This window comes from Stenotrophomonas nitritireducens (assembly GCF_050984405.1).
GTDB lineage: Bacteria > Pseudomonadota > Gammaproteobacteria > Xanthomonadales > Xanthomonadaceae > Stenotrophomonas > Stenotrophomonas nitritireducens_B.
Map to the genome: position 1 here is coordinate 2,415,719 of NZ_CP158790.1, position 21,844 is coordinate 2,437,562.

The 21,844-nt window shown below is 68.7% G+C and carries 17 protein-coding genes; 12 read left to right on the forward strand and 5 right to left on the reverse strand.

Annotated elements, in window-relative coordinates; translation table 11 throughout:
- Window positions 1-49: 49 nt before the first annotated feature.
- The 3 genes from ABTV91_RS10615 to ABTV91_RS10625 all read left to right on the forward strand — a co-directional run bounded on the left by ABTV91_RS10615 (window position 50) and on the right by ABTV91_RS10625 (window position 5,445).
- Window positions 50-3,220 carry an efflux RND transporter permease subunit gene (locus tag ABTV91_RS10615; protein ID WP_433851406.1) on the forward strand — a complete coding sequence of 1,057 codons (3,171 nt, stop codon included), beginning with the start codon at window positions 50-52 and terminating at the stop codon, window positions 3,218-3,220.
- Window positions 3,221-3,283: 63 nt separating this feature from the next.
- Window positions 3,284-4,021, forward strand: coding sequence for an SDR family oxidoreductase (locus ABTV91_RS10620; protein ID WP_433851407.1), 738 nt, complete (start codon window positions 3,284-3,286; stop codon window positions 4,019-4,021).
- Window positions 4,015-5,445 carry an efflux transporter outer membrane subunit gene (locus ABTV91_RS10625; protein ID WP_433851408.1) on the forward strand — a complete coding sequence of 477 codons (1,431 nt, stop codon included), beginning with the start codon at window positions 4,015-4,017 and terminating at the stop codon, window positions 5,443-5,445. Before ABTV91_RS10620 ends, ABTV91_RS10625 begins: the two co-directional genes overlap by 7 nt.
- A gap of 98 nt (window positions 5,446-5,543) precedes the next feature.
- Here ABTV91_RS10625 and ABTV91_RS10630 read toward each other — a convergent pair whose 3' ends face one another.
- Window positions 5,544-7,040, reverse strand: coding sequence for an aminotransferase class III-fold pyridoxal phosphate-dependent enzyme (locus ABTV91_RS10630; protein ID WP_433851409.1), 1,497 nt, complete (start codon window positions 7,038-7,040; stop codon window positions 5,544-5,546).
- A 116-nt stretch (window positions 7,041-7,156) separates the two neighbouring features.
- Between ABTV91_RS10630 and ABTV91_RS10635 the strand changes: the two genes are divergently transcribed.
- From ABTV91_RS10635 to ABTV91_RS10670, 8 genes are all read left to right on the forward strand, one after another.
- Window positions 7,157-7,588: an Lrp/AsnC family transcriptional regulator gene (locus tag ABTV91_RS10635; protein WP_313255533.1), complete on the forward strand. Its 432-nt coding sequence runs from the start codon at window positions 7,157-7,159 to the stop codon at window positions 7,586-7,588.
- A 135-nt stretch (window positions 7,589-7,723) separates the two neighbouring features.
- Window positions 7,724-8,776 carry a tRNA preQ1(34) S-adenosylmethionine ribosyltransferase-isomerase QueA gene (gene queA, locus ABTV91_RS10640; protein ID WP_433851410.1) on the forward strand — a complete coding sequence of 351 codons (1,053 nt, stop codon included), beginning with the start codon at window positions 7,724-7,726 and terminating at the stop codon, window positions 8,774-8,776.
- Window positions 8,777-8,843: 67 nt separating this feature from the next.
- A complete protein-coding gene (gene tgt, locus ABTV91_RS10645) occupies window positions 8,844-9,974 on the forward strand; it encodes a tRNA guanosine(34) transglycosylase Tgt (RefSeq protein WP_433851411.1) in 1,131 nt (376 codons plus the stop codon).
- Between the two features lie 241 nt (window positions 9,975-10,215).
- Window positions 10,216-10,545, forward strand: a complete 330-nt coding sequence (gene yajC / locus ABTV91_RS10650) for a preprotein translocase subunit YajC (RefSeq protein ID WP_433851412.1) — start codon at window positions 10,216-10,218, stop codon at window positions 10,543-10,545.
- A 60-nt stretch (window positions 10,546-10,605) separates the two neighbouring features.
- Window positions 10,606-12,447, forward strand: coding sequence for a protein translocase subunit SecD (gene secD / locus ABTV91_RS10655; protein ID WP_433851413.1), 1,842 nt, complete (start codon window positions 10,606-10,608; stop codon window positions 12,445-12,447).
- Between the two features lie 59 nt (window positions 12,448-12,506).
- Window positions 12,507-13,475: a protein translocase subunit SecF gene (secF, locus tag ABTV91_RS10660; RefSeq protein ID WP_433851414.1), complete on the forward strand. Its 969-nt coding sequence runs from the start codon at window positions 12,507-12,509 to the stop codon at window positions 13,473-13,475.
- A 321-nt stretch (window positions 13,476-13,796) separates the two neighbouring features.
- Window positions 13,797-15,059, forward strand: coding sequence for an enoyl-ACP reductase FabV (fabV, locus tag ABTV91_RS10665; RefSeq protein ID WP_433851415.1), 1,263 nt, complete (start codon window positions 13,797-13,799; stop codon window positions 15,057-15,059).
- 352 nt (window positions 15,060-15,411) lie between these two features.
- Window positions 15,412-16,329: an IS110 family transposase gene (locus ABTV91_RS10670; RefSeq protein WP_433851416.1), complete on the forward strand. Its 918-nt coding sequence runs from the start codon at window positions 15,412-15,414 to the stop codon at window positions 16,327-16,329.
- A 175-nt stretch (window positions 16,330-16,504) separates the two neighbouring features.
- Here ABTV91_RS10670 and ABTV91_RS10675 read toward each other — a convergent pair whose 3' ends face one another.
- From ABTV91_RS10675 to ABTV91_RS10690, 4 genes are all read right to left on the reverse strand, one after another.
- Window positions 16,505-18,577: an EAL domain-containing response regulator gene (locus ABTV91_RS10675; protein WP_433851417.1), complete on the reverse strand. Its 2,073-nt coding sequence runs from the start codon at window positions 18,575-18,577 to the stop codon at window positions 16,505-16,507.
- Window positions 18,578-18,677: 100 nt separating this feature from the next.
- A complete protein-coding gene (locus tag ABTV91_RS10680) occupies window positions 18,678-19,862 on the reverse strand; it encodes an NAD(P)/FAD-dependent oxidoreductase (RefSeq protein WP_433854171.1) in 1,185 nt (394 codons plus the stop codon).
- Window positions 19,863-19,887: 25 nt separating this feature from the next.
- Window positions 19,888-20,436, reverse strand: a complete 549-nt coding sequence (locus ABTV91_RS10685) for a YaeQ family protein (RefSeq protein ID WP_433851418.1) — start codon at window positions 20,434-20,436, stop codon at window positions 19,888-19,890.
- 42 nt (window positions 20,437-20,478) lie between these two features.
- Complete coding sequence (locus tag ABTV91_RS10690) at window positions 20,479-20,952, reverse strand: YaiI/YqxD family protein (protein ID WP_433851419.1); 474 nt, start codon at window positions 20,950-20,952, stop codon at window positions 20,479-20,481.
- Window positions 20,953-21,268: 316 nt separating this feature from the next.
- Here ABTV91_RS10690 and ABTV91_RS10695 point away from each other — a divergent pair, with 316 nt between their 5' ends.
- A complete protein-coding gene (locus ABTV91_RS10695) occupies window positions 21,269-21,478 on the forward strand; it encodes a cold-shock protein (protein WP_055769319.1) in 210 nt (69 codons plus the stop codon).
- Window positions 21,479-21,844: the final 366 nt, after the last annotated feature.

The window sequence follows — 21,844 nt, forward strand, 5'->3', positions numbered from 1 at the left end:
AGGGCGGGGCGGCTGCTTGCCGGCGCCGGCCATTCCAAGGACTTTGCCAATGGATTTTTCCCGTTTCTTCATCGACAGGCCGATCTTCGCGGCGGTGCTGTCGATCGTGATCTTCGCCGCCGGCCTGATCTCCATTCCGATCCTGCCCGTCGGCGAGTACCCGGAAGTGGTGCCGCCGTCGGTGGTGGTGCGCACGGTGTATCCGGGCGCCAACCCCAAGGTCATCGCCGAGACCGTCGCCACGCCGCTTGAGGAGGCGATCAACGGCGTCGAGGGCATGATGTACCTCAAGTCGGTGGCCGGCTCGGACGGCGTGCTGCAGATGACCGTCACCTTCCGTCCGGGCACCGACCCGGACGCGGCGGCGGTGAAGGTGCAGAACCGCGTGGCGCAGGCGCAGGCGCGCCTGCCCGAGGACGTGCGCCGGCAGGGCGTGACCACGCAGAAGCAGTCGCCGACCTTCCTGATGGTGGTGCACCTGACCTCGCCGGGCGGCAAGTACGACACCCTGTACCTGCGCAACTACGCGCGCCTGCACGTCAAGGACGCGCTGGCGCGCATCCCGGGCGTGGGCGATGCGCAGGTCTTCGGCGGCGGCGACTACGCCATGCGCGCCTGGCTGGACCCGGACAAGGTGGCCTCGCGCGGCCTGACCGCGGGCGACGTGGTGCGCGCCATGCGCGAGCAGAACGTGCAGGTCTCGGCCGGCCAGCTCGGCGCCGAGCCGCTGCCCAACAGCCAGTTCCTGACCCTGATCAACGCCCAGGGCCGGCTCAGGACCGAACAGGAATTCGGCGACATCGTGCTCAAGAGCGGCGCCGACGGCGAGATCGTGCGCCTGTCCGACGTGGCCCGCCTGGAGCTGGGCGCCGGCGACTACACCCTGCGCTCGCAGCTGGACGGCAAGAACGCGGTGGGCATCGGCATCTTCCAGGCGCCGGGCGCCAACGCGCTGGAAATCCGCGACGCGGTCATCGGCAGCATGGACGAAATGCAGAAGACCTTCCCGGCCGACGTGAAGTACGAGGCGGTGTACGACACCACCATCTTCGTGCGCGATTCGATCAAGGCCGTGGTCTCCACCCTGCTGGAAGCCATCGCCCTGGTGGTGCTGGTGGTGATCCTGTTCCTGCAGACCTGGCGCGCCTCGATCATCCCGCTGATCGCGGTGCCGGTGTCGGTGGTGGGCACCTTCGCCGCGCTGTACCTGCTGGGCTTCTCGATCAATACGCTGAGCCTGTTCGGGCTGGTGCTGGCGATCGGCATCGTGGTCGACGACGCGATCGTGGTGGTGGAGAACGTGGAGCGCAACATCGAGGAAGGCCTGTCGCCGACCGCGGCCGCGCACCAGGCGATGAAGGAAGTATCCGGACCGATCATCGCCATCGCCCTGGTGCTGTGCGCGGTGTTCGTGCCGATGGCCTTCCTGTCCGGCGTCACCGGCCAGTTCTACAAGCAGTTCGCGGTGACCATCGCCATTTCCACGGTGATCTCGGCGATCAACTCGCTGACCCTGTCGCCGGCGCTGGCCGCGCGCCTGCTCAAGGCCCACGGCGCGCCGAAGGACGGCCCCAGCCGCCTGATCGAGCGCCTGTTCGGCTGGCTGTTCCGCCCGTTCAACCGCTTCTTCAAGTCCAGTTCGGAGAAGTACGAGCGTGGCGTGGCGAAGATCCTCGGCCGCCGCGGCGCGGTGTTCGTGGTGTACGCCATGCTGCTGCTCGGCACCGGCGTGATCTTCAAGCTGGTGCCGCCGGGCTTCATCCCGACCCAGGACAAGCTGTACCTGATCGCCGGCGTGAAACTGCCCGAAGGCTCGTCGATCGCGCGCACCGATGAAATGCTGCGCAAGGTGGCGAAGATCGCCCAGGAGACCGATGGCGTCGCGCACACCATCTCCTTCCCCGGCCTGAACGCGCTGCAGTTCACCAACACCCCGAACACCGGCGTGGCCTTCATCCCGCTCAAGCCGTTCAATGAGCGCCATGGCCGCACCGCCGCGCAGATCAACGCCGAGATCAACCAGAAGATCGCCGGCCTGCAGGAAGGCTTCGCCTTCGCGATGATGCCGCCGCCGATCCTCGGGCTGGGCAACGGCAACGGCTACCAGATGTTCATCGAGGACCGCGGCAACCTGGGCTACGGCGCGCTGCAGAACGCGGTGCAGGCGATGCAGGGCGCGGTGGCGCAGACGCCGAGCATGGCCTTCCCGATCACCAGCTACCAAGCCAACGTGCCGCAGCTGGACGCGGAGGTGGACCGGGTCAAGGCCAAGGCGCAGGGCGTGCAGCTGACCGAGCTGTTCGACACCCTGCAGACCTACCTGGGCTCGGCCTACGTCAACGACTTCAACCAGTTCGGCCGCACCTGGCAGGTGATCGCGCAGGCCGACGGCCCGTTCCGCGAGAGCGTGGAGGACATCGGCAGGCTGCGTACCCGCAACGACCGCGGCGAGATGGTGCCGATCGGCTCGATGGTGACCATCAAGGAAACCTACGGCCCCGACCCGGTGCTGCGCTTCAACGGCTACCCGGCCGCCGACCTGGCCGGCGAGGCCGACCCGCGCGTGCTGTCCTCGGCCGAGGCGATGAACAAGCTGACCGAGATCGCCGGCAAGGTGCTGCCGGTGGGCATGACCACCGAATGGACCGACCTGAGCTACCAGCAGGCCACGCAGGGCAAGGCCGCCTTCATTGTATTCCCGGTGGCGATCCTGCTCGCCTTCCTGGTGCTGGCCGCGCTGTACGAGAGCTGGTCGCTGCCGCTGGCGGTGATCCTGATCGTGCCGATGACCCTGCTGTCGGCGCTGTTCGGCGTATGGCTGACCGGCGGCGACAACAACGTGTTCGTGCAGGTGGGCCTGGTGGTGCTGATGGGCCTGGCGTGCAAGAACGCGATCCTGATCGTCGAGTTCGCCCGCGAGCTGGAAATGGGCGGCAAGGGCATCGTCGAAGCGGCGCTGGAAGCCTGCCGCCTGCGCCTGCGCCCGATCGTGATGACCTCCATCGCCTTCATCGCCGGCACCGTGCCGCTGGTGCTGTCGCACGGCGCGGGCGCCGAGGTGCGCTCGGTGACCGGCATCACCGTGTTCGCCGGCATGCTCGGCGTGACCCTGTTCGGTTTGTTCCTGACGCCGGTGTTCTACGTGGCGCTGCGCAAGCTGGTCACTCGCAACGGCGGCGGCCAGCTGGTGCGCCACGGCGAACCGACCCTCCACCACTGATACGGAACTCCGCCGCCGGTCATTGGCCGGCGGCCGCTTCCCCCACAGACAAGGCATGCATCCATGAACACCCATCAGAACAGGATCGCGCTGGTGACCGGCGCCACCCGCGGCATCGGCCTGGAAACCGTGCGCCAGCTGGCCCAGGCCGGCGTGCACACGCTGCTGGCCGGTCGCAAACGCGATACAGCCGTGGAGCTGGCACTCAAGCTGCAGGCCGAAGGCCTGCCGGTCGAAGCCCTGCAACTGGACGTGACCGACGCCGCCAGCATCGCCGAAGCGGTCGAGCAGGTGCGCCAGCGTCACGGCCGCCTCGACATCCTGGTCAACAATGCCGGCATCATGATTGAGAACCCGGCGCAGGCGCCGTCGGAGCAGACGCTCGACACCTGGAAGCGCACCTTCGACACCAACGTCCATGCGCTGGTCGCGGTGACCCAGGCGTTCCTGCCGCTGATCAGGCAGGCCAGGTCCGGGCGCATCGTCAATGTGTCCAGCATGCTCGGCTCGCAGACCCTGCACGCGGATCCGACATCGGGCATCTACGACTTCAAGATCCCGGCCTACAACGCCTCCAAGGCCGCGGTGAACAGCTGGACCCTGAGCCTGGCCTGGGAGCTGCGCAATACGCCGATCAAGGTCAACACCGTACATCCGGGTTACGTGAAGACCGACATGAACGGCGGCAACGGCGAGATCGAAATCAGCGAAGGCGCCCGTTCCAGCGTGGAAATGGCGCTGATCGGTGAATCCGGTGCCAGCGGCAGCTTCACCTACCTGGGCGAGGTGCTGCCATGGTGAGGCACGCCCTGGCCGTGGCGCTGTCGGCCCTGCTGCTGGGCGGCTGCGTCACCGTCGGCCCGGATTACCATGCGCCGGCGCAGGCGCCGGTGGCGCTGCAGGGCGCGGCCGCGCCGGTGTACAGCGCGCAGGCGCCGGTGGCCAGCTGGTGGGCGCAGTTCGACGACCCGGTGCTCGAGCAGCTGATGCACGCGGCGTTGTCGGACAACCTCGACCTGAAGGTGGCGCTGGCGCGCGTGCAGCAGGCGCGCGCGGTGTTCGTCGAAAGCCGGCTGGACCAGGCGCCGCACGTCACCGCGGCCGGCAGCCAGGATCGGCGCCGGCAGCCCGACCCGATGCAGGGCGGCGCGCGCGTCTCCAGCGAGAGCTGGCAGCTCGGCTTCGACGCCGGCTGGGAACTGGACCTGTTCGGCCGCCAGCGCCGTGCCGCCGAAGCCGCGCGCGCGGACCTGGACGCGGAATGGGCCAACCTGGTCGATGCGCAGGTGCTGGTGGCCGCCGAAGTGGCGCGCAACTACTTCGAGCTGCGCGGCACGCAGAAGCGCATCGCCGTGGCCGAACGCACCCTGCTCAATCTGCGCGACACGCAGGCGCTGACCGAGACGCGCTGGCAACTGGGCGCGGGCAGCGAGCTCGACGTGCAGAGCAGCCGCGCGCGGCTGAAGGCGATCGAGGCCGACATCCCGCTGCTGGAAATGGCGCAGACGCAATCGCGGCACCGGCTGGCGGTCCTGCTGGGGCAGCGCCCGGGCGCGCTGGACGCGCTGCTGCAGCCGCGCGAGGTGCCGGCCTTCGCCAGGGCGCTGCCGCTGGGCGACACCACCGAGCTGCTGCGCCGGCGCGCCGACGTGCGTGCCGCCGAGCGCCGCCTGGCCGCGGCCACCGCGCGGGTGGGCGTGGCCACGGCCGACCTGTTCCCGCGGCTGTCGCTGAGCGGTTTCGTCGGCTTCCTCGGCGGCGATGCCAGCGGCCTGGTCAATGGCGCCAACAAGGCCTGGTCGCTGACGCCGTCGCTGAGCTGGGCGGCGTTCGACTTCGGCAGCGTGCGCGCACGGCTGCGCGCCAGCCGCGCGCAGGCCGACGGCGTGGCCGCCGAGTACGAGAAGACGGTGCTGCTGGCGCTGGAGGACGCGGAGAACGCGCTGGCGCGCTACGCCAGGCAGCAGGCGCGGCTGGCGATCGTCGCCGAACAGGCGCAGGCGGCGCGGCGTGCCGAGTCGCTGGCGCAGATCCGCTACCGCGAAGGCTCGGAGGACTTCCTCGCGCTGCTGGACGCGCAGCGCAACCAGCTGGCGGCCGATGACGCGCTGGCCGCCGCCGAGGCCACGGTCAACGTCAGCGTGGTCGGCGTCTACAAGGCGCTGGGCGGCTGGGGGCAGGCGTCGGCCTCGGCGCCCTCGGTCGCGGTGGTGGATGTGCACTGAGGCCGAGGGCAGGGCGGGGCGCGCCCCGCCTGCTTTCCAGATGAAAGAGGCGGCCACCTGGCCGCCTCTTTCCGTTCACCCGGCCTGCCGCCGCCGGATCAGGCCGCGTCGGCCTGCTCGCGGCGCGGGCCTTCGGCCAGCGCGCGGCCGACCATGTCCACCAGCAGGTCCAGCTCGGCCTCGTCCATGCCGAAGTGCGGGGTGAAGCGCAGCGAGTTCTCGCCGCCGTGGATCACGTTGACGCCGTGCATGCGCAGCCATTCCTCGGTGGAATTGGCGCCGTAGCACTTGAACTGCGGGGCCAGCTCGCAGGAGAACAGCAGGCCGGTGCCCTGGACCTTGGTGATCAGGCCGCCCAGCTTCGCCTTGAGCGCTTCCAGCTTGCGCACCGCCTGTTCGCCGCGTTCGCGGATGTTGCGGCGCACGTCCGGGGTCAGGCGGGCAAGGGTGGCGCAGGCCACGTCCAGCGCGCGCGGGTTGGTGGTCATGGTGTTGCCGTACACGCCCTTGCGGTACAGGCCCGCGGCATGCTCGGTGACGGCCAGCACCGACAGCGGGAACTGCGCGCCGTTCAGCGCCTTGGAATAAGTCTCCATGTCCGGCGGGTCCAGGGTTTCATAGCCCGGGTAGTCGACGAAGGACAGGGTGCCGTGCGCGCGCAGCGCGGCCTGGATGGAGTCGATCAGCAGCAGGCTGCCGTGGGCGCGGGTCAGCTCGCGCGCCAGTTTGTAGAAGCTGGCCGGGACCGCGCGGCCCGGGTCGCCTTCGCCCATCACCGGTTCCAGGAACACCGCCTCGATGAACCAGTTGTGGGCCTGGGCATCGTCGAACACCTTGCGCAGCGCCGCCTCGTCGTACGGCGGAATGGCGATGACGCTCTCCTCGCCGCGGTAGCTGGCCAGGTAGCGGTCGTAGGTCTTGCGGGTCGAATCGGAGTACAGCGCCGGGCGGTCGGTGCGGCCGTGGAAGCTGCCCTTGATGACCACGCGCTTGACCGTGGCGCCGGCGTGCGGCGCGCCTAGCTCGGTCTGCAGCTTGGCGTTGATGTCGGCGATGCGCGCGGCCAGGCCGACGGCCTCGGAGCCGGAGTTCAGGCACATGAAGTGCGAGAACGGACAGCCGCCGCGGGTGTGGCCGATCTCCTGGCGCAGCGCCTGCACGAAACGGCGCTGGGACAGGCTCGGGGTCATGATGTTGGCCATCACCTGCGGCTTGGCCGCAGCGGCCAGCACGTCGGCCGGGGTATGGCCGAAGCCGAGCATGCCGTAGCCGCCGGCGTCGTACAGCACCGCGCCCTTGAGCGAGACCACCCACGGGCCGCAGGCGGCCAGGGCGATGTAGGGCACCACCGCATCGTCGGCATAGAAATTGACGAAGCCGGACTGCATCGCGGCGATCTGGTCCTGCTCGTCCAGGTCCAGCAGGTCGGCGACCTCGTCCTTGATGCGGTCGTATTCGCTGGCGGCCGCCGCGATGGCGCCGGACAGGTCGGGATGGGCAGCGGCCAGGCGTTCGACGGCAGCGTCGTCCAGCCCCGTGGTCAGGCGGGTGCCGGCGTGCGCGCGGAGCGCGGCGAGGGGGCCGAGTACGGTCATGCTCATCTCCAGAAAGGTCTTGTATAGCCATTATCTGGAGATTCTGGTCATATGGCAGCTGTCATTCCGTCGAAAATCGGGTTAATTTCGTCGAATCGACGAATCCGGCCCGCAATGTGAAGATTTCTCCCGCCGACGAACGCCTGCTGTCCGTGCTGCGCGAGGACGCCCGCGCCTCCACCGCGCAGATCGCGCGCCGGCTCGGGCTGTCGCGCACCACCGTGCAGAGCCGCATCGACCGGCTCGAGCAGCAGGGGGTGATCGCCGGCTACACCGTGCGCACCCACGAGGACTACGAGCAGGGGCAGGTGCGTGCGCACGTGCTGATCACCGTGTCGCCGCGCAAGATGCCGGCGGTGGTCAAGGCGCTGCGCGACATCCCGGAAGTGCGCAGCCTGCATTCGGTGAGCGGCGCCCACGACCTGGTGGCGATGGTGGTGGTGGGCGGGGTGGGCGAGATGGACGTGGTCACCGATGCCATCGGCGTGATCGACGGGGTCGAGCGCACCACCAGCGCCATCATCCTGTCGACCAAGTTCGAGCGCTGAGCATCCACCTCGCAGGAGCGGCTTCAGCCGCGAACTGGCCTTCCCGACATGGCTCCATCGCGGCTGAAGCCGCTCCTGCGGGGGCGTGCGCGGGTGCCGGTACAATGGCCGGCTCCCACGTTCGATGCCGCGGCCTTGAAGAAGTCCGATTTCCACTACGACCTGCCCGAGGAACTGATCGCCCAGGCGCCGCTGGCCGAGCGCTCCGCCAGCCGCCTGCTGGTGGTGCCGCCGGCGCCGGCTGCCTACGAAGACCGCCACGTGCGCGACCTGCCGGACCTGCTGCAGCCCGGCGATCTGCTGGTATTCAACGACACCCGGGTGATCCCGGCGCGGCTGTTCGGGCAGAAGGCCACCGGCGGCCGGGTCGAGATCCTCATCGAGCGCCTGCTCGGCGGCCAGCAGGCGCGCGCGCAGATCGGCGCCAGCAAGTCGCCCAGGCCCGGCAGCCGCATCCAGCTCGACGCCGGTGGCGAGGCCGAGGTGCTCGGCCGCGACGGCGAGTTCTACGTGCTGCGCTTCGACATCCCCGAGCCGCTGGAATCCTGGCTGGTGCACGAAGGCCGGCTGCCGCTGCCGCCGTACATCCACCGCGAGCCCGGCGCCGACGACCGCGAGCGTTACCAGACGGTGTTCGCGCGCCAGGTCGGCGCGGTGGCGGCGCCGACCGCGGGCCTGCATTTCGACGAGGCGCTGCTGGAGCGCCTGCGCGAACGCGGCGTGCGCTTCGGCCACATCACCCTGCACGTGGGCGCCGGCACCTTCCAGCCGGTACGGGTGGACGACCTGTCCCACCACGTGATGCACCGCGAATGGCTCAACGTCGGTGCCGAGCTGGTGCAGCAGGTGCGCCGGACCCGCGCGGCCGGCGGCCGCGTGATCGGCGTCGGCACTACCGTGGTGCGGGCGCTGGAAAGCGCCTGGCGCAAGACCGAGGCCATGCCCGAGGGAGAACTGCAGCCGTTCGCCGGCGAGACGCAGATCTTCATTACCCCGGGCTACCGCATCCGCAGCGTCGATGCGATGGTCACCAACTTCCACCTGCCGGAAAGCACGCTGCTGATGATGATCTCCGCCTTCGCCGGCAAGGAGCGGGTGTTCGACGCCTACGCGCACGCCATCGCCGCGCGCTACCGGTTCTTCAGCTACGGCGATGCCATGCTGCTGTTCCCGCAGCCGGGCGCCTGATTCCGCCTTTCCTGCGCCGTCGCCGCCGATCCGCGACAATGCGCGGCAGACCGACCGAAACACATCCATGTCCAGACTGCAGTTCACCCTCCAGACCACCGACGGCAACGCGCGCCGCGGCCAGTTGTCCTTCCCGCGCGGCACCGTGCAGACCCCCGCATTCATGCCGGTGGGTACCTACGGCTCGGTGAAGGGCGTGCTGCCCGAGCAGGTCCGCGCGCTCGGCGCCGAGATCATCCTCGGCAACACCTTCCACCTGTACCTGCGCCCGGGCCTGGACGTGATCGCCGACCACGGCGGCCTGCACGGCTTCTGCCGCTGGAACGGGCCGATCCTGACCGACTCCGGCGGCTTCCAGGTGTTCTCGCTGGCGCACCGCCGCAAGATCACCGAGCAGGGCGTCACCTTCGCCTCGCCGACCGACGGCGCCCGCGTGTTCCTGGGGCCGGAGGAGAGCATGAAGATCCAGAAGGTGCTCGATTCGGACATCGTGATGATCTTCGACGAGTGCACGCCGTACCCGGCCACCGAGGACGTGGCGCGCCGCTCGATGGAGCTGAGCCTGCGCTGGGCGCGGCGCTCGCGCGACGCGCACGACGCGCTGGGCAACGACGCGGCGCTGTTCGGCATCGTCCAGGGCGGCGTGCACACCGGCCTGCGCAGCCGTTCGGCCGAAGGCCTGCAGCAGATCGGTTTCGACGGCTACGCCATCGGCGGGCTGGCGGTGGGCGAGCCCGAGTACGAGCGCAACGCCATGCTCGACCACATGCACCCGATCCTGCCCGCCGACCGCCCGCGCTATCTGATGGGCGTGGGCCGCCCGGAGGACCTGGTCGAGGGCGTGGCGCGCGGCGTGGACATGTTCGACTGCGTCATGCCGACCCGCAACGCGCGCAACGGCCATTACTTCACCTCGTTCGGCACGGTGCGCATCCGCAACGCCCGCTACGAGCGCGACATGGATCCGATCGAACCGGGCTGCGGCTGCCACGCCTGCAGCAGCGGCTACACCCGTTCCTACCTGCGCCACCTGGACCGCTGCAACGAGATGCTGGCACCGATGCTCGGCACCCTGCACAACCTGTACTACTACGAGAAGCTGATGGCCGACATGCGCGCGGCCATCGAGGCGGGAACCTTCGCGGCCTTCCGCGAGTCCTTCTATGCGGCGCGCGGGGCGGGGGCGCCGGCGCTGTAGGGCTTCACGCCCCTCTGCCTGCGGGAGAGGCTTGGGGGAGGGGGGCGGACGAAGCCCGTGCAGCCCTGGCGTCATCGGGCTTCGCCGGTACCCTCATCCGCCCCGGGGCACCTTCTCCCGGAGGGGGAAGGGGGCGGTGCCTTGCAATCGGCCCGGCCCGCCCCTATGGCATACTTCCCCGCTTGAATCCGTTTCGCGGCGCCGGCTCCGGCGGGCGCCGCCCAACAGTAAAGGACACACGATGAACCCGATGGCTATCCTGCTTCCCGTCGCCCAGGCCGCTCCGGCCGCCCCGGGAATGGGCACCTTCCTGCTGCCGATCGCCCTGATCGCGGTCATGTACTTCCTGATGATCCGCCCGCAGATGAAGCGCCAGAAGGAGCACAAGGCGATGCTGGAGAAGATCGCCAAGGGCGACGAAGTGCTGACCAACGGCGGCATCGCCGGCGTGGTGACCGACATCGGCGACAACTTCGTCACCGTCGAGGTGGCCGACAACGTCCGCATCCGCGTGCAGAAGGGCGCCATCGGCAACGTGCTGCCCAAGGGCACGCTGAAGTCCGCGGCCTGAGCCCGAGTTTCCCTTCCGTCATGACGCGGCGCCGGGACCGGCGTCGCGCAGGAACCTGCAATGCTTGAATTTCCTCGCTGGAAGTACTTCCTGATCCTGATCGTCCTGGCGTTGAGCGCGCTGTACGCGCTGCCCAACGTGTACCAGAAGGATCCGTCCGTGCAGATCACCGCCAACCGCGGCGGCCAGATCGACGATGCCCTCAGGCAGCGCGTCAGCGCGGCGCTGGGCGAGGCCGGGGTCACGCCCAAGTCGGTGGAGAAGGAAGGCGAGAGCCTGATCGTCCGCCTGGGTTCGCTCGACGCCCAGACCCGCGCCAACGACGTCCTGCGCGAGAAGGCCGGCGAGAACTACACCGTCGCGCTGAACCTGGCCTCGACCGTGCCGGACTGGCTGGCCGGGCTCGGCGGCAAGCCGATGGTGCTGGGCCTGGACCTGGTGGGCGGCGTGCACTTCGCCCTGCAGGTGGACAAGAAGGCCGCCGTGGACAAGCGTTTCGACGCGTTCGCCGAGGACATCCGCACCACGCTGCGCGACAGCCGCGTCGGCTACCGCTCGGTCGAGCGCCGTGGCGAGAGCGACATCCAGGTGACGCTGACCAATGCCGCCGACGCCGACAAGGCGCGCGTGGCGCTGGTCAAGGCGCAGCCGACCCTGACCTATTCGGGCAGCGGCGAGCGCATCACCGTGAGCGTGCCGCAGACCGAGATGCTGCAGATCGCCTCCGGCGCCATCGAGCAGAACCTGACCACCCTGCGCAACCGCGTCAACGAGCTGGGCGTGGCCGAGCCGATCATCCAGCGCCAGGGCGAGGACCGCATCGTGGTCGAGCTGCCCGGCGTGCAGGACACCGCCGAGGCCAAGCGCATGATCGGCGCCACCGCCACCCTGGAATACCGCCTGGTGGTGGACGGCAACGCGGCCGACGCCGCGGCCAGCGGCCGCATCCCGCCGGAAGCGCGCCTGTACCGCGACCGCCGCGGCATGCCGGTGCTGCTGAACAAGCGCACCATCGTCACCGGCGACCAGATGGTCAAGGCCGAGGTGTCCACCGACCAGAACGGCCTGCCCGCGGTCGCGGTCACGCTCAACAGCGTCGGCGGCCAGCGCATGTTCGACGTCACCAGCGTCAACGTGAACAAGCCGATGGCCGTGGTCTACACCGAGCGCATCCCGCAGGTGACCATGGTCGACGGCAAGGAAGTGCGCAGCTTCCGGGTCAAGGAGGAAGTCATTTCCGTGGCCAACATCAACAGCCCGCTGGGCAAGAACTTCATCACCACCGGCCTGGAGAAGACCGAGGCCGACAGCCTGGCCAAGCTGCTGCGCGCCGGTTCGCTGGCCGCGCCGATGGATTTCGTCGAGGAATACGTGATCGGCCCGAGCCTGGGCGCGGAGAACGTGGCCCGCGGCGTCAAGGCGGTGGTGTTCTCGTTCGTGTTCACCCTGGTGTTCTTCACCGTGTACTACCGCATGTTCGGTGCGATCACCTCGGCCGCGCTGCTGTTCAACCTGCTGATCGTGGTGGCGGTGATGTCGCTGTTCGGCGCGACCATGACCCTGCCGGGCTTCGCCGGCCTGGCGTTGTCGGTGGGCCTGTCGGTGGACGCCAACGTGCTGATCAACGAGCGCATCCGCGAGGAGCTGCGGCTGGGCATGCCGGGCAAGGCCGCCATCGCCGCCGGTTACGAGAAGGCGTCGGGCACCATCCTGGACGCCAACCTCACCGGCCTGATCGTGGGCGTGGCGCTGTACGCGTTCGGCACCGGCCCGCTGAAGGGCTTCGCGCTGACCATGATCATCGGCATCTTCGCCTCGATGTTCACCGCGATCACCGTGTCGCGCGCGCTGGCGGTGCTGATCTACGGCCACCGCAAGAAGCTGACCTCCGTGGCGATCTGACGCTGATCCATCGCAAGCCCCGCACGCCCGCGTGCGGGGGCTGACAGGAAACTCCCTGCATGAAACTATTTCCGCTCCACATCGTCCCGAACGACACCACCATCGACTTCATGCGCCACCGCCGGCCGGTGCTGGCGCTGATGGTGGTGCTGCTGCTGGTGTCGCTGGCCATCATCGGTTTCAAGGGCTTCAACTACGCGCTGGAGTTCACCGGCGGCACCGTGGTCCGTACCCACTTCGAGAAGAGCGTCGACGCCGAGGCGGTGCGCGAGCGCCTGGCCACGGCCGGCTTCGAGAACGCCCAGGTGCAGAGCGTGGGCGGCGGCAACGACCTGATGATCCGCCTGCCGCCCGACGGCGAGCACAACAACGCCGCCGATGCCGCGCAGAAGGTGGCCGAGAAGGTGCGCGCCGCGATCAGCACGGCCGACAACGCGGCCACCGCGCAGCCGGGCGAGTTCGTCGGCCCGCAGGTCGGCAAGGACCTGGTGATGAACGGCATCTACGCGACGCTGTTCATGGTGATCGGCTTCCTGATCTACATCGCCGCGCGCTTCGAGTGGAAGTTCGCGATGGTGGCCAGCCTCACCGCGTTCTTCGACCTGATCCTGACCGTGGCCTACATGTCGCTGCTCGGCCGCGAGTTCGACCTGACCGTGCTGGCCGGCATGCTGTCGGTGATGGGCTTTGCCATCAACGACATCATCGTGGTGTTCGACCGCGTGCGCGAGAACTTCCGCAGCCTGCGCGTGGAGCCGCTGGAAGTGCTGAACCGCTCGATCAACCAGACGCTGTCGCGCACGGTGATCACCGCGGTGCTGTTCTTCCTGTCGGCGCTGGCGCTGTACCTGTACGGCGGCGAGTCGATGGAAGGCCTGGCCGAAACCCACATGGTGGGCGCGGTGATCGTGGTGGTGTCCTCGATCATCGTGGCCGTCCCGCTGCTGAGCATCGGGCCGTTCAAGGTCTCCAAGCAGGACCTGCTGCCCAAGGCCAAGGACGTCGAGGAACTGGCGCGCCGTCCGTAAGGCCGCCCGGTTTCCCGACAAAAAAGGGCCGCGCGATGCGCGGCTCTTTTTTTGTTGCCGTTCAAGCGGCAGGCCCGCGGATCGTGGGCAGGGCTGCAGGAAGCCGCTTCCGGCGGTTCCCGGTTGCCGTCGCGGCCGCGACGACGCCACGGCGTGCGCCATCCGCCCATGACCGCGGGCCGCCGCCCGGCCGCTTTCTGCCGTGCGTTCCCATGCGGTGGCGTCGGTTGTTTTCATTGCGGGCGCACACTACGATCCTTCCGGTTCGGCGCCGCGAAACCGCACCGCGGCGCTGTTTTTCCGCATCCTTCCGAGGTTTCCATGGTCATCAAACCGCGTGTGCGCGGCTTCATCTGCGTCACCACCCATCCCACCGGCTGCGACGCGGCGGTCAAGGAACAGATCGACTACATCCGTTCGCAGCCCCGGCTCGCCCACGGCCCGAAGAAGGTGCTGGTGATCGGCGCGTCCACCGGCTACGGCTTGGCCGCGCGCATCAAGGCCGCCTTCGGCAGCGACGCCGCCACGCTGGGCGTGTTCTTCGAGCGCCCGGGCAGCGAGAGCAAGCCGGGCACCGCGGGCTGGTACAACTCGGCCGCGTTCGAGAAGTACGCGCACGCCGCCGGCCTGTACGCGCGCAGCGTCAATGGCGACGCGTTCTCCGACGAGGTGAAGGCCAAGGTCATCGAGATCATCAAGGCCGACCTGGGCCAGGTCGACCAAGTGGTCTACAGCCTGGCGTCGCCGCGCCGCAAGCACCCGAAGACCGGCGAGGTCATCAGCTCCACGCTCAAGCCGATCGGCGAGCCGATCACGCTGCGCGGCCTGGATACCGACAAGGAAGTGCTGACCGAGACCACGCTGCAGCCGGCCACCGCCGAGGAGATCGCCGGCACCGTGCAGGTGATGGGCGGCGAGGACTGGCAGATGTGGATCGACGCGCTGCTGGAAGCCGGCGTGCTGGCGCCGGGCGCGACCACTACCGCCTTCACCTATGTCGGCGAGGAGATCACCCAGGCGATCTACTGGAACGGGTCCATCGGCGCGGCCAAGAAGGACCTGGACACCAAGGTCAGGGACATCCGCGCCAGCCTGCAGGGCATCGGCGGCGACGCGCGCGTGTCGGTGCTCAAGGCGGTGGTCACCCAGGCAAGCTCGGCGATCCCGACCATGCCGCTGTACCTGTCGCTGCTGTTCAAGGTGATGAAGGACGAGGGCACCCACGAGGGCTGCATCGAGCAGCTCGATACCCTGTACGACATCCTCTACAACGGCCCGCAGGGCGGCGCCAACGCGGCCGATCACCTGCGCCGCGAATTGGTCGACGGCAAGGGCCGCGGCATCGCGCTGGTCGACGAGGAAGGCCGCCTGCGCGCCGACTACAAGGAAATGGCGCCGGAAGTGCAGGGCAGGGTGGTCGAGCTGTGGCCGCAGGTCACCAACGAGAACCTGTACGAGATCAGCGACCTGGCCGGCTACAAGGCCGACTTCCTGCGCCTGTTCGGTTTCGGCATCGACGGCGTGGATTACGAGGCTGACGTCGATCCGGACGTGAAGATCGACAACCTGGTCGATCTGACCTGAGCACGAAAGGCCGGCGCAAGCCGGCCTTTCCGCATCCGGCAGGGCTGGCCGCTGGCTGGCAACTTCGGGCAAGCCCGTAGGTGCCGGGCTTGCCCGGCACCGGGCTTTACCGGCAAGGCCCCCATGCGGGGCAAGCCCCGCACCTTATCTGTTCGTGATCAGGCAATTTAGGTGTCGAGAGCCGACGTGGGCCACCGTCCCCGCTCTGGATCCGCAGCGATCGTTCCGTAGCAAGGTGCCCACGCCGGAATCTCCCTGATCCGCCCGAACAGTTGCTCGAGTAGGCGCTCGTAGTGATAAGACTGGGCAAGCGGGGGAGCTCTCGACCCTTCCAGCCTAACGGAGTTCTGCCATGAACGGGATCGGGATCGATGTGAGCAAGGCCACGCTGGATGTGGCGGTCCACCAAGGCGGCCACCGGTCCTTTGCCAACACTGCCACCGGCCACCGCAAGCTGATTCTCTGGCTGAAGACCCTGCCGGTTCGGCAGGTGGTGCTGGAGCCTACCGGAGGCTATGAACAGGATGTGCTCGATACCCTGCATGCGGCGGGACTGCCGGTAGTGCGGGCCAATGTCCGCCAGGTCCGGGACTTTGCCCGGGCCACGGGGCAACTGGCCAAGACCGACCGTCTGGATGCGGCAGTCTTGGCCCATATCGCCCAGGTCCTGGATCTGCCGGCGTACCAACCACCGGCCCCGTGGCAGCGGCGCCTGGCCGAGCATGTGCAAAGCCGACGGCAGGTGGTGCAGTTGCTGGTCCGGGCGGAACAACAGCTGCGGGCGGTGAAGGATCGAGCGCTGCGCCGGATGCTGCAGGGCAACCTCACTCAACTGCGCAAGAGCAAAGACTTCCTGGACCAGCAGATCGCCCAACAGGTCAGCGAGCAGCCGCAGCTGCACGCCCTGCAGACCCTCAAGGGGGTCGGACCGGTCTTGCTGGCAGTGCTGGCCAGCCAGCTTCCGGAACTGGGGAAGCTGGATGGCAAGGCGGTCGCCAAACTGGTCGGTGTGGCGCCGCTGGCGCACGACAGTGGCACGATGCGCGGTACCCGCCGCATCTGGGGCGGAAGGGCCGACATCCGTCAGGCCCTGTATATGTCGGCGCTGTCGGCCTTGCGGCACGAACCGCGCCTGCGCGACTTCTATCAGTGCCTGCGCGCTCGCGGCAAGGCCGCCAAGGTGGCCATCGTGGCCGTCATGCGAAAGATGCTGGTGATCCTCAATGCCCGGGCACGCGATGCAGGGATACCTCGCCAAGCAGGAGCATGACGAACACAGTTGCTACGCAGCTGTGGTGGGTGCCGGCCGGCGGAGCAGCGATGCCGCTCCGCCCGTCGCGTTGCGCCGCGCCGTAGGAGCGACTTCAGTCGCGATGGGGCTTTCCCGGCAATGCCCTCGCGACTGAAGTCGCTCCTGCGAGATGCGTGGCGGGCGGGTTTCCGGCTCAGCCGAACTCGAAATTCATCTCCGGGCCGGCCGGGCCGACGAAGTCGCCCTGCACGTAGTCCACCCCGGAACTGAACAGCAGGCTCATCGTCGCCGCATCGGAAACGAATTCGGCAATGGTGCGGATGTCCTCCGACTGCGCGCGCCGGGTGATTTCCTGGGTCTTGGCGAGCTGTTCGCGGGCCTGCGCCGGATCGGCGGTGAAGCTGCTGTCCAGCTTGAGGAAGCCCGGCTGGAAGTGCGCCAGCAGCTGGAACGAATCCAGCCCCGAACCGAACTGCTCCAGCCCGACCTTGCAGCCCAGTGCCGCGACATCGGCCAGGAAGCGTTGGGCGTTGCGCAGGTGGGTGAACACCTTGGCCTCGGGGATCTGCAGCCACAGCTGGTCGCCGTCCACGCCTTCGGCCTGCAGTCCGTCGCCGATCACCGCCAGCAGCTGCGGATCGGAGAACGACTCGGGCGTGATGCGCACCATCAGGTGGGTACGGTGGCCGGCGCGGCGGCGCGCCCCCAGCGCCTGGATCGCATGGCCGACCAGCCAGCGGTTGATCGGCGCGAGCAGGCCCTGGTCCTCGGCGATCGGCAGGAAGGTGGACGGGCCGACCATCTCATCGTTGTTGCGCAGCTGCAGGGTGGTGTCGTAGAGCTGGATCGGCTCGCCCATCAGGTTGATCACCGGGCGGAAACGCAGCTGGAAGCCGTCGCCGTCCAGGGCGTCGCGCATCAGTTCCACCCAGCGCTGGATGCGTTCCTCCTCGACGCGGTCGGCGGCGCCGGGGTCGAACACCTTGACCGTGTTGCCGCCAAGCTCGGCTGCGGCGCGCGCGCAGTCGCTGGCGCGCGCCAGCACCTGGCCGACGCTGGCGATCTTCTCCCCGACCTGCACGCCGCCGATGCTCACGGTCACCGTGGCCGAGCGCGCGCCGATGCTGAAAACATGCGAGGCGAAGGCGTCGCGCACGCGCTCGGCCAGCCGCGTGGTATGCGCGTAGTCGCCCTGGGCGAGGATGGCGAAGCTGTGCTCGCCGAAGCGCGCGATCGACAGGCCATCGCCGAGCGTCGCGGCCAGGTGCTGGCCCAGCGCGGCGACCAGCGCGTCGGCCGAGTCCAGGCCGATGTCGGGCAGCAGCCGCGCGTAGTGGTCCGGCTCCACCAGCAGGAAGCCGTACTGGCCTTCGCTGCGGCTGACCTGCGCCACGGCGTTTTCCAGGTGGACCATGAAGGTGGGGCGGTTGAGCAGGCCGGTGACCTGGTCGCGCTGGCGCAGTTCCTCCACCTCGCGCGCCAGCTCCGGGTCGAACTCCTCGCGGCGGCGGAACACCACCTGGAAGCAGGATTCGCCCTCGTAGGTGGCGGCGGTGAATTCCATCGTCGCCGGGAAGCTGTCGCCGTCCTGGTTGCGCGCGTGCACCTCGTACTGCGGCGGCGGCGCCTCGCCCTTGCCCAGCGCCTTCAGCAGCTGCTTGAAGTCCTCCAGGTGCTGCGGCGCGACCATGTCCAGCAGCGAGATGCCTTCCACGTCCTCGAACGACTCGTAGCCGAACATCTCCAGGTACGCCTCGTTGGCGCGGATGTGCATGCCTTCGTGGATGTAGGCGATGGGGTCGCGCGAGGAAGCGATCAGCGCATCGCAGCGGCGCTCGGTCTCGCGCATCTGAGCCTCGATCCGGCGCAGGCCGCGGCGCGCCTGCAGGTCGGTCCATTCGTTGCGCACCACCGCCAGCAGGTGCTCGGGGCGCTGGCGCAGGGCAATGGCGCGGATGCCGTTGGCGCCGGATTCCACCAGCATCTGCTCGTCGACGTGCTCGGCCAGCCCGATCACCGGGATGTCCTTGCCGCTGGCGGCGATCTGCTGGCTGAGCAGGCTCTGCGGAATCACCCGCGACGGCGCGCAAAGCACCAGGTCGATGGACTGGCCGGACAGGATGTCGACCAGTTCCTCCGGCGCCTGCGGCCGGAACGGGCGGGTGGCGATGCCGCTGTTGCGCAGCGCGCTGACGATCGCCTCGGCGCTCTCGGCGCTGTCGTCGACGATCAGCAGGCGCAGGGTTGTTTCTTTGCCGTTCTGCATGCGGTACTCCCCTCTGACCGGGTTTAATACAACATGGGTGCGGTGCCGTCCATGCGCCGATCGCTTGCCTGTGACGCGGTTCCTGTGCGCGGCGGGCCGCTCAGGCCGCCAGCCCGGCCGCGTGTCCCGACGCCCATGCCCACTGGAAGTTGTAGCCGCCCAGCCAGCCGGTCACGTCCAGCACCTCGCCGACGAAATGCAGGCCCGGCACCTGCCGCGATTCCATGGTCGAGGACGACACCTGGCGCGTGTCCACGCCGCCCAGCGTCACCTCCGCGGTGCGGTAGCCCTCGGTGCCGCTGGCCACCAGCGGGAACTCCGCCAGCAGCGCCGCGGCCTGTTTCAGCTGCGGCTCGTCGAGCTGGCGCACCGGCTTGTCCGGCAGCCAGTGTTCGCACAGGCGCTGCGCCATGCGCTTGGGCATGACCTCGGCCAGCACCGTGCGCAGCTCCGAGGCGCCGCGCTCGCGCTTCATCGCGCGCAGCCATTCCAGCGCGTCGTGGCCGGGCAGCAGGTCCAGGCGCAGGTCGTCGCCGGGCTGCCAGTACGAGGAGATCTGCAGGATCGCCGGGCCGCTGATGCCGCGATGGGTCAGCAGCATGGCGTTGCGGAAGCGCTGCCCGTTGCAGCGCGCCTCCACCGGCAGCGCCACGCCGCTGAGGTCGGCCAAACGTTCCTGGTGTTTGCCGCTCAGGGTCAGCGGCACCAGCCCGGCGCGGGTGGGCAGCACCTCGTGGCCGAACTGGCGCGCGACCTCGTAGCCGAAGCCGCTGGCGCCCATGCTGGGAATGGACAGGCCGCCGCTGGCGATCACCAGCGAGGCGCAGTGGAACAGGCCGTGGGCGGTGCGCACGCGGAAGCCGTCGGCGCCGCGTTCGATGCCCTGCACCGCGCAGTCGGTGCGGACCTGCACGCCCGCCTGCTGGCACTCGTCCAGCAGCATGCGCACGATCAGCTTGGAGGAAACGTCGCAGAACAGCTGCCCCAGTTCCTTCTCGTGCCAGGCGATGCGGTGCCGCTCGACCATGTCGAGGAAATCGGCCGGCGTGTAGCGGGCCAGCGCCGACTTGCAGAAATGCGGGTTGGCCGAGAGGAAGTTGGCGGGGCTGGTGCCGGTATTGGTGAAATTGCAGCGGCCGCCGCCGGACATCAGGATCTTCTTGCCGACCTTGTTGGCGTGGTCGATCACCTGCACGATGCGGCCGCGCTGGCCGGCGGTGAGCGCACACATCAGCCCGGCGGCGCCGGCGCCGATCACCAGCACGTCGCAGCGGTGCACCGCCATGCCCTGGTCCGTCGCCACCGCGCGCCTATTCCGCCGCGCGCTTGCGCCAGGCCGGGATCACGTCCAGCTGCACCTGGTCGTTGAGGATCTGCACCTCGCCATCCTGGATCAGCACGCTCCAGCGCATCGCCCGCTGGATCTGCTGGCCCCAGCGCTCGACGAAGCCGGCATCCAGGTCCACCACCGACAGATTGGCGAAGCGGGCCAGGCCCTTGCCCTGTTTCTGCCACCAGATGTCCGAGGCGTTGCCGCCGTAGTTGATCACCTGTACCTGGCGGCTGCGGTTGCAGGCCTTGCGTACGCGCGATTCGTCCGGATGGCCCAGGTCGATCCACTGCAGGATGTCGCCGGTGTAGTCGTGCTGCCACAGGTCCGGCTCGTCGTCGGTGCTCAGGCCGCGGCCGAACTCCAGGCGGTCGTCGGCGTTCAGGGCGAAGGCGAGCAGGCGCACCATCAGGCGCTCGTCGGTCTCGGAGGGGTGCTGGGCCAGGGTCAGGTGGTGGGTCGCGTAGTAGCCGCGGTCCATGTCGCTGATCTGCAGCTCGGCCTTGCGGATGGTGGCGGTAAGGGCCATGGGATCACAGGGCAAAGACCGCCATTCTACTGCGCGGGCGCGTCAGCGTTGCCGTGCCAGCCACTGGTCCAGCCGCGCGGCGAAGGCCTGCCGGTCGCGCGCATGCAGGCTGGCCGGGCCACCGGTCTGCACGCCGGCGCCGCGCAGTTCGGCCATGAAGTCACGTATCGACAGGCGCTGGGCGATGCTGTCGGAGCTGAACGGCTCGCCACGCGGGTCCAGCGCGGCGGCGCCTCTGGCCAGTACCCGCGCGGCCAGCGGAATGTCCTGGGTGATCACCATGTCGCCGGCGGCGACGCGCTCGGCGATCGCGTCATCGGCCACGTCCGGGCCGCCGGGCACCTGCATGGCGCGGATGAAACGCGAGGACGGCGTCTGCAGCCAGCGGTTGGCGACCAGGATCACCTCGATCCGGGTGCGCTCGGCGGCGCGGTACAGGATGTCGCGGATGACGGCGGGGCAGGCGTCGGCATCGACCCAGATGCGGGGCGGAGCGGGAAGGGCGTTGGCGTCCATGCCGCGCAGTCTAACGGCCGGCCCGGCCCCCGGCAGCGTCCCGGGCCGCCGCTGGCGCGTCCAAGTCGATGAATTTGCCGGGATTGTTGCGCCTGCGGTGCCGGTCCTGCCGGATGAATGCGGTATTTGTCGCTTTTTGGCGGAAAGCCGCGTATCTTTCGCCCCACTGTGCTTGCAAGGGTCACCGTGAATCGTGGCCTGATGCAGCTGATCTCACCGATCCGCTCATCGTTCCGTTTTACCAACGCCTGCAACTCAGTCTCGGCCCCGATCCCCGGCGGCTGCGATTTCCAATCAATAGTTCCAGGAGTTTGTAATGTCTGAGCGTCAGACCGGCACGGTGAAGTGGTTCAACGATGCCAAGGGTTTTGGTTTCATCACCCCGGAAAGCGGCCCCGACCTGTTCGTGCACTTCCGTGCCATCCAGGGCACCGGCTTCAAGTCGCTGCAGGAAGGCCAGAAGGTGACCTTCGTCGCCGTGCAGGGCCAGAAGGGCATGCAGGCTGACCAGGTGCAGGCGGTCTAATCGACCCCCCTCGCAACCGCAAGGTAGCCAGAACGCCGGAAGCGAAAGCTTCCGGCGTTTTTGTTTGTGGCCGCCGTCCGGGCCATCGACGATCGATATCGGAACCGCTCCCGGCGGTTTTCTTGTCGCCGCCGTCAGGTCGGCCACGAATCGGGTCATCGGCGATCGATGACAACAAACGCCCCGGGCGGTCTTTCGTGTCCCCCGTCCACGGCGACATTGGCAGGCGATGAAAGACCTTCCCCGATGTCCATCGCCATCGCTTCGCGGTCCAACGGCGAACGATGACGAAACCTCTCCCGACGTCCGCCTGCGCGGCAGTGGCGCCGTCGGCCGGTCACCGTGCTTGTGACACCGGGTCCTGCC

Coding starts and splice junctions, on each gene's coding strand:
- ABTV91_RS10615 (WP_433851406.1), top strand. CDS start 50: ATGGATTTTTCCCGTTTCTTCATCGACAGGCCGATCTTCGCGGCGGTG.
- ABTV91_RS10620 (WP_433851407.1), top strand. CDS start 3,284: ATGAACACCCATCAGAACAGGATCGCGCTGGTGACCGGCGCCACCCGC.
- ABTV91_RS10625 (WP_433851408.1), top strand. CDS start 4,015: ATGGTGAGGCACGCCCTGGCCGTGGCGCTGTCGGCCCTGCTGCTGGGC.
- ABTV91_RS10630 (WP_433851409.1), bottom strand. CDS start 7,040: ATGACCGTACTCGGCCCCCTCGCCGCGCTCCGCGCGCACGCCGGCACC.
- tgt (WP_433851411.1), top strand. CDS start 8,844: ATGTCCAGACTGCAGTTCACCCTCCAGACCACCGACGGCAACGCGCGC.
- yajC (WP_433851412.1), top strand. CDS start 10,216: ATGAACCCGATGGCTATCCTGCTTCCCGTCGCCCAGGCCGCTCCGGCC.
- secD (WP_433851413.1), top strand. CDS start 10,606: ATGCTTGAATTTCCTCGCTGGAAGTACTTCCTGATCCTGATCGTCCTG.
- secF (WP_433851414.1), top strand. CDS start 12,507: ATGAAACTATTTCCGCTCCACATCGTCCCGAACGACACCACCATCGAC.
- fabV (WP_433851415.1), top strand. CDS start 13,797: ATGGTCATCAAACCGCGTGTGCGCGGCTTCATCTGCGTCACCACCCAT.
- ABTV91_RS10670 (WP_433851416.1), top strand. CDS start 15,412: ATGAACGGGATCGGGATCGATGTGAGCAAGGCCACGCTGGATGTGGCG.
- ABTV91_RS10675 (WP_433851417.1), bottom strand. CDS start 18,577: ATGCAGAACGGCAAAGAAACAACCCTGCGCCTGCTGATCGTCGACGAC.
- ABTV91_RS10680 (WP_433854171.1), bottom strand. CDS start 19,862: ATGGCGGTGCACCGCTGCGACGTGCTGGTGATCGGCGCCGGCGCCGCC.
- ABTV91_RS10685 (WP_433851418.1), bottom strand. CDS start 20,436: ATGGCCCTTACCGCCACCATCCGCAAGGCCGAGCTGCAGATCAGCGAC.
- ABTV91_RS10690 (WP_433851419.1), bottom strand. CDS start 20,952: ATGGACGCCAACGCCCTTCCCGCTCCGCCCCGCATCTGGGTCGATGCC.
- ABTV91_RS10695 (WP_055769319.1), top strand. CDS start 21,269: ATGTCTGAGCGTCAGACCGGCACGGTGAAGTGGTTCAACGATGCCAAG.